Origin of the sequence: Mesorhizobium sp. M0698, from assembly GCF_040320455.1 — a bacterium.
Taxonomy (GTDB): Bacteria; Pseudomonadota; Alphaproteobacteria; order Rhizobiales; family Rhizobiaceae; genus Mesorhizobium.
In genome coordinates this window covers 266710-281998 of sequence record NZ_JAMYPQ010000001.1, presented here as the reverse complement: position 1 = coordinate 281998, position 15289 = coordinate 266710, and the positions used below count along the sequence as shown (strand labels likewise).

The window sequence follows — 15289 nt, the reverse complement described above, 5'->3', positions numbered from 1 at the left end:
TTAACAGATCAATTGGCCTGTCGGCGCAGAAAGGCGGGAATCTCCAACTGATCGTCTTCCTGGACAGCCCGGCTCTGCGGCGTCAGTCGGCCCTGCTCGTCCAGCTGGCCGCGGCGCGGCGCGTAAAGCTGCGGATCCTGGCTGGCAAGGCGGCGCACTTCCGCCGGCGCCTGGCGCAGTTTCGGTTCGCGCGGCTGCGCCGGCTGCAGCCTTGCAGGCTCCTCTTCGCGGCGGGTCAAGCCGTTGGTCAGGCGCTTGAGCAAGCCCATCGGGCCGCTGTTTTCGTGGTCGGCCGGGCGCGCCTTGGCTTCCACTTCGGCCTTCACCTGCGGCGGGAAATCCTCGACCCGCGGCATGCGCTGGGGTGCTGCGGCAACCGGCTGCGGCATTTCACGATGCGGAGCAGGCTGCATCGCTTGCTGAACCGCTGGCTGCATCATCGGCTGCGGCTGAGCCGGAGGCGCCTGGAAGATCTTGCTCTGCGGACGGAAGTCTTCCGCATGCGCGACCGGTGCCGGGCGGGCCTGCGCCACCGCTGCCGCATTCGCCTCGGCGAGCTGAATGGCCTCGGCGACCGGGTCGGCAGCACGTGGTTCATAGATCGGTTGCTGGACAGGCGCCGGGCGCATTTCCGTGACCTGGGCCGCCGGGCGGCTGGCCGCCTTCGGCGGAGCCGTGCGGATGGCGATCGGCGCGGCAGCGATTTCGGCCGCCGATTTGTCGATGCCGGTGGCGACCACTGACACGCGGATAACGCCTTCGAGTTCCTCGTCGAAAGTGGCGCCCAGAATGATGTTGGCATCCTGGTCGACCTCTTCGCGAATGCGGGTTGCCGCCTCATCGACTTCGAACAGGGTCAGGTCGCGGCCGCCGGTGATCGAGATCAGCAGGCCCTTGGCGCCCTTCATCGAGGTCTCGTCGAGCAGCGGGTTGGCGATGGCGGCTTCCGCCGCGGCCATTGCACGGCCCTCGCCCGAAGCCTCGCCAGTCCCCATCATCGCCTTGCCCATTTCGCGCATGACCGAGCGGACGTCGGCGAAGTCGAGATTGATCAGGCCTTCCTTGACCATCAGGTCGGTGATGCAGGCAACGCCCGAATAGAGCACCTGGTCGGCCATGGCGAAGGCATCGGCGAAGGTGGTCTTGTCATTGGCCAGCCGGAACAGGTTCTGGTTGGGAATGACGATCAGGGTATCGACGCATTTCTGCAGTTCCTCGATACCCATGTCGGCCGTCTTCATGCGGCGCTGGCCTTCGAAGTGGAACGGCTTGGTGACGACGCCGACGGTAAGGATACCCTTTTCGCGGGCAGCGCGGGCAACGACGGGAGCCGCCCCGGTGCCGGTGCCGCCGCCCATGCCGGCAGTGACGAAGCACATATGCGTGTTGGAGAGATGATCGATGATCTCGTCGATGCATTCCTCCGCCGCCGCGCGCCCGACTTCAGGCTGCGATCCGGCGCCGAGACCCTCGGTGACATGCGCGCCGAGCTGGATCAGCCGCTCGGCCTTCGACATCGTCAGTGCCTGCGCGTCGGTGTTGGCCACCACGAACTCGACGCCGCGCAAGCCGGCGGTGATCATGTTGTTGACGGCATTGCCGCCGCCGCCGCCGACACCGAACACGGTGATGCGCGGCTTGAGCTCGGTGATGTCCGGCTTCTGCAGATTGATGGTCATTGTCTTCGTCCTTTGCCTTTCCCGCCGCTTCGCCGCCGCGGCCGCCTATGGGGCTGTCCCCGTCAAAATTAAAAACTGTCTCTCAACCACTGACTCATTCGATGCAGTTTTCCGCCTGTTCCGGTCATCCGAAGACCGGAAATTCCCTTCGCCGGCCGGCTCTCGAAGCTCGCCATCTGTGGATAGATCAGAAGTCCGACCGGGGTCGAGAAAGCCGGCCCCTTGGCCGCCTCGGGCAAGCCTGCCACGCCAAGCGGGCGTCCGATGCGCACATTGCGGCCGAGAATGCGGCGTGCTGCTTCTGGCAGGCCGGCAAGCTGGCTGGCACCGCCGGTCAGCACCACACGCTTGCCGACGGCGTTGCCGTAGCCGGATTTGTTCAGCCGGTCGCGCAACAATTCCAGCGTCTCGTCGATGCGGGCGCGGATGATGCGCGTCATCACCGAGCGCGGGATCTGCAACGGCACCTCGCCGTCCTCGCCGATCGGATGGATGGAAACCAGGTCGCGGTCGTCGGCACTGCCAGGCAGCGCCGAGCCATGCATCACTTTCAGCCTTTCGGCGGCATCGAGCGAGGTCGACAGGCCCTTGGCCATATCCAGCGTGACGTGGTTGCCGCCGATCGCGATGGCATCGCCATGGACGAACTTGCCTTCCGAAAACACCGAGATCGTCGTCGTGCCGCCGCCCATGTCGATGCAGGCCGCGCCCATTTCGAGCTCGTCGTCGACCAGCGCAGCAAGCCCACTGGCATAGGGCGTCGCCACCATGCGTTCGACCGACAGATGCGAGCGGTTGATGCAGAGCTCCAGATTGCGCAAGGGCGCTGCGTCGCCTGTCAGCACGTGCATGTCGACGCCAAGCTGGTCGCCAACCATGCCGCGCGGATCGCGCACACCGCGCTCGGCATCCAGCGAAAAGGCTACGGGAAGCGAATGGATCACCTCGCGCTCGGCCCGCAACGCCTGCTTGGCGCCGGCGGCAAGCACGCGCTTGATGTCGGCCTCGTCGGCCTCATGGCCGCCGAGATTGATGGTGGCCGAAAAAGCCTCGCTCTTCAGCCGGCCGGCAGTCATGTTGACGATCAGCGAATCGACCGTCAGTCCCGCCATGCGTTCGGCGGCGTCGACGGCAAGACGGATGGCGTGCTCGGCACGGTCGAGATCGATGACGACGCCCGATTTCACGCCTTGCGATTTCTGGTGGCCGATGCCGATCACCTGGACGCGATGCGAGCGTCCGCGCAGCAGCTTGCCATCGTCGCGCGGCTTGAGTTTGGCCACCACGCAGCAGACCTTGCTGGAGCCGACATCCAGCACCGTCAGGATGCCGGACCGGCGCGACGAGGCATCGCTATTGCCGCCAAGCCAGCTCATATCTTCGTCTCCGGCTTGCGCTTCAGCATCTTGGGCTTTTCGTCGAGCGCGGCTTGGCGCTGTGTCGCCGCTTCCGGCGTCAACTGGACGACCAGACGATCGGAAAGGCGCATGTCGACGGCGGCGATGTCGCGCGTCAAAAGCCCGTTCTCGTGATCCATCCTGACCAGGTCGGCAATCGCCTGATCCTCACCGTCTTCGGGAAGCTTGATCGTGATGCCGTTTTCAAGCTTGAGGTCCCAACGCCGTTCGCCGATGCGGATATAGCCCTTGATCCGCGCGGCGAGCTCCGGATAATTCTTGATCTTGGCTAGGAAATCCGGCGCTTTGGCCGGTGCGCCGGTGCCGATGATCAGCGGCAGCAATATCTGTTTGCCGCCGGAGAATGGCGCAATGACGGTGCCGGATTTCTCGATGACCGAAAGCGCGCTGCCTTGCTGCCACAGCGCGAACGGCTCGCGCTCCTCGACGCGCACTTCCAGCGTATGCGGGTAGACCTTGCGCACTGCCGCGGCTTCGACCCAGGGTAGCGTGGTGATGCGTTCGCGCGCGGCTTCGGCATCGAAGCCGATCAGCGAGGTCCAGCCGTCGAGTTCCAGCCTGTCGAGAATATCGATCTCGGACGTTTCGCGGTTGCCGACGACCTTGACCTGGTCGACGGCAAAGCCGGTGCGGGCGGTGACACTCTGGACGATGGCGTCGGAATATCCGCCGAGATAGGCGCCATAGGCACTGCTCGAAACAAGCAGTGCCGCCGACAGCATGGCAGCGCAATAGGGCGGCGCTTCGAAGTCGCCTTCGCCGAGGCGCGCCAGCACGCGCACCGGCCGGCGGAGCAGGCGCGGCAGCACGAAATGGTCGAACGACAACGGCATGCCGAACAGCGCCGGCCCGGCCGCGCCCTTCCCCTTGCCCTGTCCCCACTTCAACGCAGACACGAAGCGTCCTCCACCATCCAACTCAACAAATCGCCGAACGAGTGTCCCGCTTGCGCGGCGATTTCCGGCACCAAAGACGTCGGCGTCATGCCCGGCTGGGTGTTGACCTCGAGCCAGACAATTTCGCCGTTTTCGGAGTGACGATCGTCATAACGGAAGTCCGACCGGGAAACGCCCCGACAGCCGATAGCTTGGTGAGCCTTGAGCGTCAGTGTCTGTATTTTTTGGTAAATATTCGGTGAAAGTTTTGCCGGGCATTCGTGTTTTGATCCTCCGGCGACGTATTTTGAATCATAGTCGTAGAAGGAATGGCCGGTCGGGATGATCTCGCAGACACCGAGCGCCACATCGCCCATCACCGCGCACGTCAATTCCCGCCCGTGCACATAACGCTCGACCATCACCGCGTCGCCATATCTCCACTCGGACGAGCCGATGATCTGCGGCGGATGCGACTGGCCTTCATGCACGATGACGACGCCGAAGCTCGATCCTTCGTTGACCGGCTTGACTACATAGGGCGGCTTCATCGGGTGCTTGTTCTGGATGGCGAAGCGATTGGCCACCTTCGATTCCGCCACCGGAACGCCGGCCGCCTTCGCGACCTTCTTGGCCTGTTCCTTGTTCATCGCAAGCGCCGAGGCAAGCACGCCGGAATGGGTGTACGGAATGGCGAGGTACTCGAGGATGCCCTGGATGGTGCCGTCCTCGCCGAAGGGGCCGTGCAGCGCATTGAAGACGACGTCAGGCTTGAGCTCGGCGAGCACCGAGCCGATGTCACGCGAGACGTCGACGCGGGTGACCTGGTAGCCCTCTCCCTCGAGCGTATCGGCACAGGCTTTGCCCGACGACAGGGACACGGGCCGCTCGGACGAGAATCCCCCCAGAAGGACGGCCACGTGCTTGCTTGTCATTCCCCGTCATTTCCTCTCACAGCAGGCCTGCACCATCATGCATGGCCCGAAAAGCATCGCGCGCACTCAAATGCGCCCGAGCAACTTCGCTCCCGTGTTTCCGCAACATTGAGTCCGAGTCTCCCGGCAGGTTGCCCCCCCAGACGGAAACGCGAGTAACGCGTCGAAACGACTCAAATCAGGAAACGCTTCAGGGCAGAGAATCAGAGAGTTGATTCGCTGGCAAGTGCTTACGATTCCGATGGATTCACTTTCCGCAAAAACGGCAGCAAAATGTGAATTCATGACTCCGAAAGGCAACGGCGGTCAGCTTGCCTAAAGTAACTGCCCGAGAAATTCCTGGACGGCATGGCCCGGCCGAAAATTACCGATGCGCTTGATCTCCCACTGCAGCCGGATACCTGATCTTTCGAGCACGCGCGCACGCACCGTCTCACCGAGATATTCAAGCTCGTAGCCCGTGGCGGTTCCGGTGTTGATCATGAAGTTGCAATGCATCGGCGACATCTGCGCCCCACCAACCATCAGGCCGCGGCAGCCGGCCTTGTCGATCTCCTTCCAGGCCGAGGTGCCCTCAGGATTCTTGAAGGTAGAGCCACCGGTCTTTTCGCGGATCGGCTGCACGGTCTCGCGATGGTTCTGGACAGCATCCATCGCGGCCTTGATCGCCGCCTTGTCCTCAGGAATGCCTTCGAGCAGCGCCGACGTGAAGATCAGCCCGGACGGCGCCGCTGAATGGCGATAGGCATAGCCCATATCGGCATTGCTCAGCGTATGAACATTGCCCTTGCGGTCGAGTGCCCGCACCTCGACCACGCGCTCGCGCGTCTCGACGCCATTGGCGCCGGCGTTCATCCTCAGCGCTCCGCCAATGGCGCCGGGAATGCCGTGGTAGAAATGAAAGCCACCGATGCCTGCCTCGTAGGCAACGGCCGCAAGGCGCTTGTCGGGTGTCGCGGCGCCCGCCTTGATCGTGGTCGGCGCAATTACTTCGGTCTCGCCAAAGCCTTTGGCCGAAAGCCGGATGACAAAGCCCGCAATGCCGCCGTCACGGACAAGCAGGTTCGAGCCGACGCCGACGATGGTCAGCGGAATTTCCTCCGGCACCGCCTTCAGGAACGTGGCAAGATCGTCCTCGTCGGCCGGCTGGAACAATGCGTCCGCGAGCCCGCCGGCTCGAAACCAGGTGATCTTGTCCATCTCGGCATTGGGCGTGATGCGGCCGCGCAGTCCGGCAAGCCGGTCGCCAAGCTTCTCGATCAACGCCTGGCCGCGCATCATGAGATGGTCCCGCCGAGTTCCTTGGGCAGCGCATAGGCCCATTGGGTGATGTTGCCGGCGCCGAGGAAGACGACGAAATCGCCCGGCTTCGCCACCTCGCGCACGATCGGCGCAATCGCCGCCGGACCTTCGATGTAGCGTGCGTCGCGATGGCCGCCGGAGCGGATGCGCGACACCAGTGCGTCGGACGTGACGCCGTCGATCGGTTCCTCGCCGGCCGCATAGACGGGCGCCACCATTACCGTATCGGCGTCGTTGAAGCAGACGGAAAACTCGTCGAACAGATCGCGCAGCCGGGTGAAGCGATGCGGTTGTGTAACGGCGATGATGCGACCCTTGGTAGCGCTGCGCGCAGCTTTCAGTACCGCCGTGATCTCGACCGGATGATGACCGTAATCGTCGAACACATCGACACCGTTCCACGAACCGGTATGGGTGAAGCGCCGCTTGACGCCCGCGAAAGACGACAGGCCCTTCTTGATTGCCTCAGCCGAAAGGCCGAGCTCATGCGCGACGGCAATCGCCGCCGTCGCGTTGGAGACATTGTGGCGCCCGGGCATGGGCAGCCGCAGGCCTGATATCGTTATCTGGCCGTGCGTCTTGCGGTCGCGGATCACCACGTCGAATTCCGAGGTCGGGCCGTCCATGCGGTGATTGGTGAAGCGCACGTCGGCCTGCGCATTTTCGCCATAGGTGATGACGCGCCGGTCCTCGATGCGGGCGACCAGCGCCTGCACCTCGGGATGGTCGGTGCACATCACACCAAAGCCGTAGAACGGCACATTCTCGACGAACTGACGAAACGCTTCGCGCACTTTGTCGAAGGAGCCGTAATGGTCGAGGTGCTCGGGGTCGATATTGGTGACGACGGCAATCTCGGCCGGCAGCTTGAGGAAGGTGCCGTCGCTCTCGTCGGCCTCGACCACCATCCATTCGCCGTCTCCCATGCGGGCATTGGTGCCATAGGCATTGATGATGCCGCCATTGATTACCGTCGGGTCGAGCCCGCCGGCTTCGAGTAGCGTCGCCACCATCGAAGTCGTCGTCGTCTTGCCATGCGTGCCGCCGATCGCGACCGCCTGCCGGAAGCGCATCAGCTCGGCCAGCATTTCGGCGCGCCGCACGATCGGCAGCAACTTCTCTCTCGCCGCCTTCAGCTCCGGGTTGGATTTCTTGATTGCGGTGGAGACGACGACCACTTCGGCCTCGCCGAGGTTTTCGGCCTGATGGCCGACGAAGCATTCGATGCCCTTGTCGCGCAGCCGCTGCACATTGGCGCTGTCAGCCTGATCGGATCCCTGCACCTTGTAGCCGAGATTGTGCAGCACCTCGGCGATGCCGCTCATGCCGATGCCGCCAATGCCGATGAAATGCACGAGGCCGATCGTCTGTGGCATCTTCATGCGTGCGTCTCCTTCCTGAATTCCGAAACGGATTTCCTGGACGCAATAGCCTCTGTCAGATCGGCGAGCAACCGCGCCGCGTCGGGTCTTCGCACCGAGCGGGCCGCCGAGGCCATGGCGGCGAGCCTGTCGCCGTCGCCCAGCAACTCCACGATCTCGCCTGCGAGCGCCGCCGCGTCGAGGCCGGGCTGGCGCCGCATCACCGCGCCCCCCGCATTGACGAGGATCTGTGCATTGTGGCCTTGATCGTCGTCGAGGGCATGCGGAAGAGGCACGAGGATGGCCGGCCGGCCGATCACCGAAAGCTCGAGCACCGTCGACGCGCCCGAGCGTGAGACGACGAGATGCGCGGCGGCCATGCGCGCCGGCAGATCGGAGAAGAACGACGCGACCTCGGCCTCGATGCCGAGAGCGCGGTAGTGCTCTCTCACCCGCGCCTCGTCCTCGCCGCGTGCCTGCTGCACGATGCTCAGCCGCGAGCGCATTGCGCTGGGCATCGCCGCCACCGCCTCAGGCACAGTGTCGGAAAAATAGCGCGCGCCCTGGCTGCCGCCGAAGACGAGCAGCCGCAGCGGTCCGCCGGGCTCGGGCACGGCATAGGGCCTGCCGGCCACGTCGAGCACCGCCTGCCGGACCGGATTGCCAGTCTCCACGATCTTGGCCGAGAAGGGACCGGAGGCCTTGAGGAAGCCCCCCGCAATCGCCGTCACCCGCGGCGCGAGCGCCTTGTTGGCGCGGCCCATTACCGCGTTCTGCTCATGGATCAGCGTTGGCGCACCGCGTCGCGTCGCCGCGAACAGCGGCGGCAGCGTCGGATAGCCGCCGAAGCCCACCACCGCATTCGGCCTCAGCCGGGCGATCAGGGCGGACGACTGGCGGAATCCACGCCACAGGGTCCAGAAGGTCCGCGCGACAGTCAGCGGATTTCTCGACCCGAAGGTAGCGGAGGCGATAGCGTGGACGCCGTCGCCGGGGAACCTGCCGGCATAGCGCTCGGCGCGGTCGTCGGTGGCCAGATGTACCGCCCAGCCGCGCGTCTTGAGCTCATGTGCCAGCGCCTCGGCCGGGAACAGATGTCCGCCCGTTCCGCCCGCCGCCAGAAGGATGACCCCCTTGGCCATCTCACTCCGCCGGCATCGCACGCGGCGACGGCATGAAGCCCAGCTGCTTGCGCTTTTCCGGGCGCTTGCGCGTCAGCGCCAGCACCATGCCCATCGAGATGGCGATCGCGATCTGCGAGGAACCGCCGTAGGAAATGAACGGCAGCGTCATGCCCTTGGCGGGCATCAGCTGCAGATTGACGGCCATGTTGATGACCGACTGCAGGCCGAAGACCGTGACCAGGCCGCCAACCGCATAGCGTGTGAAATCGTCCTGCTCCTTGAGTGCCGTGTTGAGGCCGCGCAGCACGATGAACCCGAAGATGGACATGATGAAGAAGCACATGATCAGCCCGAATTCCTCGCCTGCGACCGAGAAGACGAAGTCGGCATGGCTGTCGGGGATGACCCGTTTGACGGTGCCCTCGCCCGGCCCGACGCCGAACCAGCCGCCATTGATCAGCGCCTCGCGGCCCATGTCGACCTGGAACGTGTCGCCCTCGCCGGTCATGAAGCGGTCGATACGGCCGGCAACGTGCGGGAACACTGCATAGGCGGCGAACACGCCGCCGACGCCTGCAGCACCCAGCGCGACGATCCACAGCCACGGCAATCCGGCCATGAAGAACATCACCCCCCAGGTGCCGAGCACCAGCATGGTCTGCCCAAGGTCAGGCTGCGCCACCAGCAGCGAGATGACCAGTGCAAGCAGCAACATGGCGAACAAATTGCCCGGAATGTCGGGCTGGCGCTTGTGCTCGGCGAACAGCCAGGCGCAGATGATGACGAAGGCCGGTTTCAGGAACTCGGACGGCTGGATCGACAGGCCGGCTAGCGACACCCAGCGCCGCGCGCCCTTCACCTCGACGCCGATATAGAGCACCGCCACCATCAGAAACAGCATGATGCACAACATGACCAGCGCCATGCGCCGGATCTGCCTGGATTCAAGGAACGAGACGGCCAGCATTACCCCAAGCGCCGGAATGGTGAAGATAATCTGGCGTGTCGCGAAGTGGAAACTGTCGAGCCCGATGCGCTCGGCCACCGCCGGGCTTGCGGCGAAGGACAAAACGATGCCGAGCCCCATCAGCGACAGGAACGCCGCCAGGAACCAGCGATCGATCGTCCACCACCAGGTCGCCACAGGGCTTTTGTCGAGACGGCTTTGCATTATCGTGTCCCTCCGATGGGCTTCACGCCATCAATGGCGGTTGCGGCTTGCCTGAACGCCTCGCCGCGGACTTCGAAATTCTTGAACTGGTCGAAACTGGCGCAGGCCGGCGACAGCAGCACCACTGCCTCGCCGCTACTATCCCTGGCCGCATCGCGGGCGGCGTGTTCGACTGCCGCCGCCAACGTGCCTGATATCTCGTAGCGCACCGCTTCGCCCAGCGTCGCCGAAAAGGCCGGTGCGGCTTCGCCGATCAGATAGGCCTTGGCGATGCGCGGGAAGAAGCCGCGTAACGGCTCGATGCCGCCCTCTTTCGGCAGGCCGCCGGCAATCCAGTAGATACGCGCAAAGCTCGACAGCGCCGGTGCAGCGGCATCGGCATTGGTCGCCTTGGAATCGTTGACGAACAGCACATGCCCTTTGCGGCCGACCTGCTCCATGCGGTGCGCCAGCCCAGGGAAACTCTCCAGTCCGGATTGGATCTCGCCGAGCTCGAGCCCGACCTTGAGGCAGGCGGCGGCGGCGGCCAGCGCGTTCTGCGCATTGTGCTGGCCGCGCAACGAGCCGATGCCTTCGAGGAAGGCGACACGGCTGTAGCGGCCGTGCACGGCTTCCATTAAGTTGGTGCCGTCAGCGAAATAACCGTCGGTCAGCGGCAGGCGCTTGGAGATGCGGATGACCTGCCGGCCGGCCCGCTCCAGCCGATCGGCGATCTGGGCGCACCAGGAATCGTCGACACCGATGATTGCCGTCTCGCTGCCGGCCACCAGCCGCTCCTTGATCGAGGCGTAGTGTTGCATCGTGCCATGGCGGTCGAGATGGTCCGGCGTCAGGTTGAGCAGCACACCGGCCGTCGGATTGATCGAAGGGGCAAGATCGATCTGGTAGGAAGAGCACTCAACCACATAGTGCCGTTCAGGCTGCGGCGGATCGAGCGTCATCACCGCGCGGCCGATATTGCCGCCCATCTGCGTGTCGCGCCCAGCCGATTTTAGGATGTGCGCCGTCAGTGCCGTGGTCGTCGACTTGCCGTTGGTGCCGGTAATGGCAATGAAAGGTGCTGCCGGTGCCAGCAGCATCCGCTCGCGGCAGAAAAGCTCGATGTCGCCGATGATCTCCACGCCTGAGCCCCGCGCCAGCTCGACGGTCCAGTGCGGCTTGGGATGCGTCAGCGGCACGCCGGGCGACAGCACGAAGGCGGAAAACCTCGCCCAGTCCGCACCGCGCAGGTCCGCTGTCGTGATGCCGACCGCGCCGGCCTTGGCGACGCTATCGGGATTGTCGTCCCAGGCCAGCACATTCGCGCCGCCCTCGATCAGCGCGCGCGCCGTGGCAATCCCCGAGCCACCGAGCCCGAAGAGCGAAACGCGCTTGCCTGAAAAGGATGCGGCGGGGATCAAGCGGCCTCCTATCTGAGCTTCAGGGTCGACAGGCCGACCAGCGCCAGGATGACGGCGATGATCCAGAAGCGGATCACCACCTGGCTTTCGGTCCAGCCGAGCTTTTCGAAATGATGGTGGATCGGCGCCATCAGGAAGACGCGCTTGCCGGTCATCTTGAAGTAGCCGACCTGGATGATGACCGAGAATATCTCGACGACGAACAGGCCGCCGACGATGACCAGCACGATCTCGTGCTTGGTCGCCACCGCGACCGTGCCGATCAGCCCACCCAGCGCCAGCGAGCCGGTGTCGCCCATGAAGATCGCAGCCGGCGGCGCATTGAACCAGAGGAAACCGAGACCGGCGCCGATCACCGCTCCAAGGACCACCGCAAGTTCACCGGTGCCGGGCACGAAATGGATCTGCAGATATTCGGCGAACACCGCGTTGCCGGAGAGATAGGCGATGACGCCGAAGGATGCGGCTGCGATCATGATCGGCACGATCGCCAGCCCGTCGAGACCGTCGGTCAGGTTCACCGCATTGCCGGCGCCGACGATGACGAAGCACGAGAACGGGATGAAGAACCAGCCGAGATTGACGAGAAACTCCTTGGCGAAAGGGAATGTCAACGATGACGAGAACGGCGCCTGGCCGTTATGCATGATCACCCAGGCGGCGATGCCGGCGATGACGAATTCGAGCCCCAGCCGCGCCTTGCCGGAAAAGCCGAGATGCGATTGCTTGGTTACTTTGAGATAATCGTCGTAAAAGCCGATCGAGCCGAATCCCAGCGTCACCAGCAGGACCACCCAGACGTAGATGCTCGACAGGTTCGCCCACAGCAGGGACGAACCGACGATGCCGGACAGGATCATCAGTCCGCCCATTGTCGGCGTTCCCGCCTTCTTGAAATGCGTCTGCGGCCCGTCGGCACGGATCGGCTGGCCCTTGCCTTGCCGCAGCCGCAGCGAATTGATGATGGTCGGTCCGAAGATGAACACGATCAGCGCCGCTGTGATCAGCGCTCCGCCGGTGCGGAAGGTTATGTAGCGGAAGACGTTGAAGACCGAGATCTTGTCCGCAAATTCGACGAGCAGTGTTAGCATGCGCTTGCGTCCCCCGGACCGATCCTAGGTCTGTCTGCTGGTTGTGGCTTCCGCCGGAAACTTGCCGAGCAACGCCTCGACCAGCTTTGAAAAGCCTATGCCCTTCGACGATTTGATCATAACCACGTCGCCGGGCTTCAATTCCGATAGAAGAACCGGTTTCAGATCTTCCGCACCGGCGCGGTACTCCGTCCTGATCTCGCCGGGCAAAACGTCGGCCAGCGCCCGCATCTCCGGGCCGCCGAGAAAGACCGTGCGCGTGTCGGTGCCGACGATCAGACCGGCAAGCGCGGCATGCAATTTCGCCGAATGGCTGCCGAGCTCGAGCATATCGCCGAGCACGGCAATGCGCCTGCCTTCGCCCGACACCGGCGTCGTGTTGAGCAGTGCCATTGCAGCGCTCATCGACGCCGGATTGGCGTTGTAGCTCTCGTCGATCAGCGTGATCGGCCCGTTGGGGTGACGCAACACATAGCGCTTGCCGCGTCCGCGTTCGGGCGAAAGATCGGCCAGCGCCTGCGCAACTCTGGTGACGTCGGCGCCGACCAGATGCGCGGCACCAAGCACCGCGAGCACGTTCTGCACCATATGGCGGCCCGGCGCGCCGATCCTGGCGACAATCTCGTGCCCGCCAATCTTGGCGGTGATGACCGAGTGATCGGCATTGAGCTCGCATTTGATCAGTTTGAAGGTCGCCCGGGCATTCTCGCCGAACCCGTAGACATGCTCGACGCCGGCCTCTTTGGCCATCTTCTCCAGCAGCTTCCAGCGCGCATCGTCGCGGTTGAGAAGGGCGGCGCCACCGGGCTCCAGTCCCTCGAAAACCTCTGCCTTGGCCTTGGCGATCTCGTCCAGGTTGCGAAAGAAGCCGAGGTGAGCCGCCGCGATCAACGTTACGATGGCGACATGCGGCCGGACCATCTTGACCAGCGGCCGGATCTCGTCCGGATGGTTCATGCCGATCTCGAAGACGGCATAGTCGAAACCCTGCGGCATGCGCGCCAGCGTCAGCGGCACCCCCCAGTGATTGTTGAACGACTGGGCCGATGCATGCACCGTACCGACCGCGGAGAGAGCGTGGCGCAGTGCTTCCTTGGTGGTGGTCTTGCCCGCCGACCCGGTCACGGCAATCACCCTGGCCTTTGAGCGTGCGCGCGCGGCAACGCCGAGCTTTTCCAGAGCGACAAGCACGTCCTCCACGACGATCATCGGTGCCGTCAGCCGCCCCAGCGACGGCAGCTTGCCCTCGGCGACGATCAGCACGCCGGCACCCGCCTTGATGGCGGCGGTGACGAAATCATGGCCGTCCATAGCCTCGCCCTTGATGGCGAAGAAAGCGTCTCCCGGCTGCAGGCTGCGGCTGTCGATGGAAATGCCGGCGATGCCTTCAGGCATCGGACCGAGCGGCCGGCCATCCATGGCGGCAACCAGCGCCTCGGAGGTCCACAGATAACTCACGCTGCTTGCTCCCGCAGCGCCGAGCGAACTTCTTCATGATCGGAAAAATGCAGCGTCTCGGTGCCGATGGTCTGGCCTTTCTCATGGCCCTTGCCGGCCACGATCAGCGTGTCGCCAGCGTGAAGCATCCCGACCGCCTCGTGGATGGCCTTGCGCCGGTCGCCGATCTCGATGGCGCCAGGTGCGGCCTCCAGGATCGCGGCGCGGATCGTCTCGGGTACTTCCGAGCGGGGATTGTCGTCGGTGACGATGACGACGTCGGCCAGCCTTGTGGCGATCTCGCCCATGATCGGCCGCTTGCCCCGATCGCGGTCGCCGCCGCAACCGAATACGACGATGACGCGGCCGGTGGTAAAGGGGCGCACCGAAGCCAGCACGTTTTCCAGCGCATCCGGCTTATGAGCGTAGTCGACATAGACGGGCGCGCCGTTGGCGGCCGTCCCGACAAGGTCGAGCCGTCCCGGCGCGCCCTTCAATTTCTCCAGCGCCATTAACGCCTTGGCAACAGATGTTCCAGTCGAAATGGCGAGGCCGGCCGACACCAGCGCATTTGCAATCTGGAAGTCGCCGGCCAGCGGCAAGTCGACTTCATGGAGAACGCCGTCCGCTTCGACCTCGGCGCGCTGGCGGTGGCGCTCGTGCTCGACCCGCTTCAGCCGCAGGAAATCGCCGTGGCGGCCGACCGTCAGCACATTCAGTCCCCCTGCCCGCGCCGCCTTGATCGTCGGCTCCGACCACGGGTCGTCGGCAAAGATGACCGCCGGCGCGCCCTTCGGCAGCAGCGCGTCGAACAGACGCAATTTGGCGCGATGATAGTCCTCGACCGTCGGATGATAGTCCATATGGTCGCGGCCGAGATTGGTGAAGCCGCCGGCCGCAAGCTTGACGCCGTCGAGCCGGCGCTGGTCGAGGCCATGGCTGGACGCTTCCATCGAGGCGTGGGTGACGCCGGCCTCCGCCAGCTCCTTGAGCAGCCTGTGCAGTGCCACCGGATCCGGCGTGGTCAGCGAGCCATATTCGTTGCGGCCCGGCGCCACCACGCCGGTCGTGCCGATCGAGGCGGCGGCAAAACCCGCCTGCTCCCATATCTGCCGGGTGAATGCGGCGACCGAGGTCTTGCCGCTGGTTCCGGTCACCGCGACCATGGTTTGCGGTTGCATGCCGAAAAAACGTGCAGCACTCAGCGCCAGCGCAAGGCGCGGATCGTCTACGACAAGAACCGGGACTGGCAGCCCGGCGACGGCACTGCCCTTGCCGACCACGATCGCTGCAGCGCCGCGGCTCGCGGCATCGGCTGCGTAGGCTGCGCCATCCGCCTTGGAGCCGGTGAGCGCGAAAAAGACGACGCCCCGTGTTACCTGGCGGGAATCCGACGAAATCCCTGTAACCTCCATGTCGAAGGAAGCTGTCCCCTCGACAGGCAGGATACCGGCTAGATTTTTCAGCTTCATCGAACCTCGTTCATCGCAACAAAA

General features: G+C 64.4%; 12 protein-coding genes. All 12 read right to left on the bottom strand.

Features of this window, described 5'->3' with window-relative positions:
* Positions 1-8: 8 nt before the first annotated feature.
* Complete coding sequence (gene ftsZ, locus NKI16_RS01450) at positions 9-1679, bottom strand: cell division protein FtsZ (RefSeq protein ID WP_352570480.1); 1671 nt, start codon at positions 1677-1679, stop codon at positions 9-11.
* Positions 1680-1747: 68 nt separating this feature from the next.
* Positions 1748-3055 carry a cell division protein FtsA gene (ftsA, locus tag NKI16_RS01445; RefSeq protein ID WP_023676759.1) on the bottom strand — a complete coding sequence of 436 codons (1308 nt, stop codon included), beginning with the start codon at positions 3053-3055 and terminating at the stop codon, positions 1748-1750.
* Entirely contained in the window at positions 3052-3993 is a 942-nt protein-coding gene (locus NKI16_RS01440) for a cell division protein FtsQ/DivIB (protein ID WP_352456163.1), read from the bottom strand. The genes ftsA and NKI16_RS01440 overlap by 4 nt, the downstream gene beginning before the upstream one ends.
* Entirely contained in the window at positions 3981-4907 is a 927-nt protein-coding gene (locus tag NKI16_RS01435; protein ID WP_352619502.1) for a D-alanine--D-alanine ligase, read from the bottom strand. Before NKI16_RS01435 ends, NKI16_RS01440 begins: the two co-directional genes overlap by 13 nt.
* 315 nt (positions 4908-5222) lie before the next feature.
* Positions 5223-6188, bottom strand: coding sequence for a UDP-N-acetylmuramate dehydrogenase (murB, locus tag NKI16_RS01430; protein ID WP_031211769.1), 966 nt, complete (start codon positions 6186-6188; stop codon positions 5223-5225).
* Positions 6185-7591 carry a UDP-N-acetylmuramate--L-alanine ligase gene (gene murC, locus NKI16_RS01425; protein ID WP_352456166.1) on the bottom strand — a complete coding sequence of 469 codons (1407 nt, stop codon included), beginning with the start codon at positions 7589-7591 and terminating at the stop codon, positions 6185-6187. Before murC ends, murB begins: the two co-directional genes overlap by 4 nt.
* Entirely contained in the window at positions 7588-8712 is a 1125-nt protein-coding gene (gene murG, locus NKI16_RS01420) for an undecaprenyldiphospho-muramoylpentapeptide beta-N-acetylglucosaminyltransferase (protein WP_352456167.1), read from the bottom strand. Before murG ends, murC begins: the two co-directional genes overlap by 4 nt.
* A 1-nt stretch (position 8713) precedes the next feature.
* Complete coding sequence (gene ftsW / locus NKI16_RS01415; RefSeq protein WP_023676765.1) at positions 8714-9865, bottom strand: putative lipid II flippase FtsW; 1152 nt, start codon at positions 9863-9865, stop codon at positions 8714-8716.
* The gene (gene murD, locus NKI16_RS01410; RefSeq protein WP_352622685.1) at positions 9865-11265 is read right to left on the bottom strand and encodes a UDP-N-acetylmuramoyl-L-alanine--D-glutamate ligase; all 1401 of its coding nucleotides are present in this window, start codon (positions 11263-11265) and stop codon (positions 9865-9867) included. Before murD ends, ftsW begins: the two co-directional genes overlap by 1 nt.
* An 8-nt stretch (positions 11266-11273) precedes the next feature.
* The gene (gene mraY, locus NKI16_RS01405; RefSeq protein ID WP_023676767.1) at positions 11274-12356 is read right to left on the bottom strand and encodes a phospho-N-acetylmuramoyl-pentapeptide-transferase; all 1083 of its coding nucleotides are present in this window, start codon (positions 12354-12356) and stop codon (positions 11274-11276) included.
* A 24-nt stretch (positions 12357-12380) separates the two neighbouring features.
* On the bottom strand, positions 12381-13814 hold the full coding sequence (locus NKI16_RS01400; RefSeq protein ID WP_023676768.1) for a UDP-N-acetylmuramoylalanyl-D-glutamyl-2,6-diaminopimelate--D-alanyl-D-alanine ligase: 1434 nt from the start codon (positions 13812-13814) through the stop codon (positions 12381-12383).
* Positions 13811-15265 (bottom strand): UDP-N-acetylmuramoyl-L-alanyl-D-glutamate--2,6-diaminopimelate ligase, encoded by a 1455-nt coding sequence (locus tag NKI16_RS01395; RefSeq protein ID WP_352622682.1) that lies wholly within the window; start codon positions 15263-15265, stop codon positions 13811-13813. The genes NKI16_RS01400 and NKI16_RS01395 overlap by 4 nt, the downstream gene beginning before the upstream one ends.
* Positions 15266-15289 lie beyond the last annotated feature (24 nt).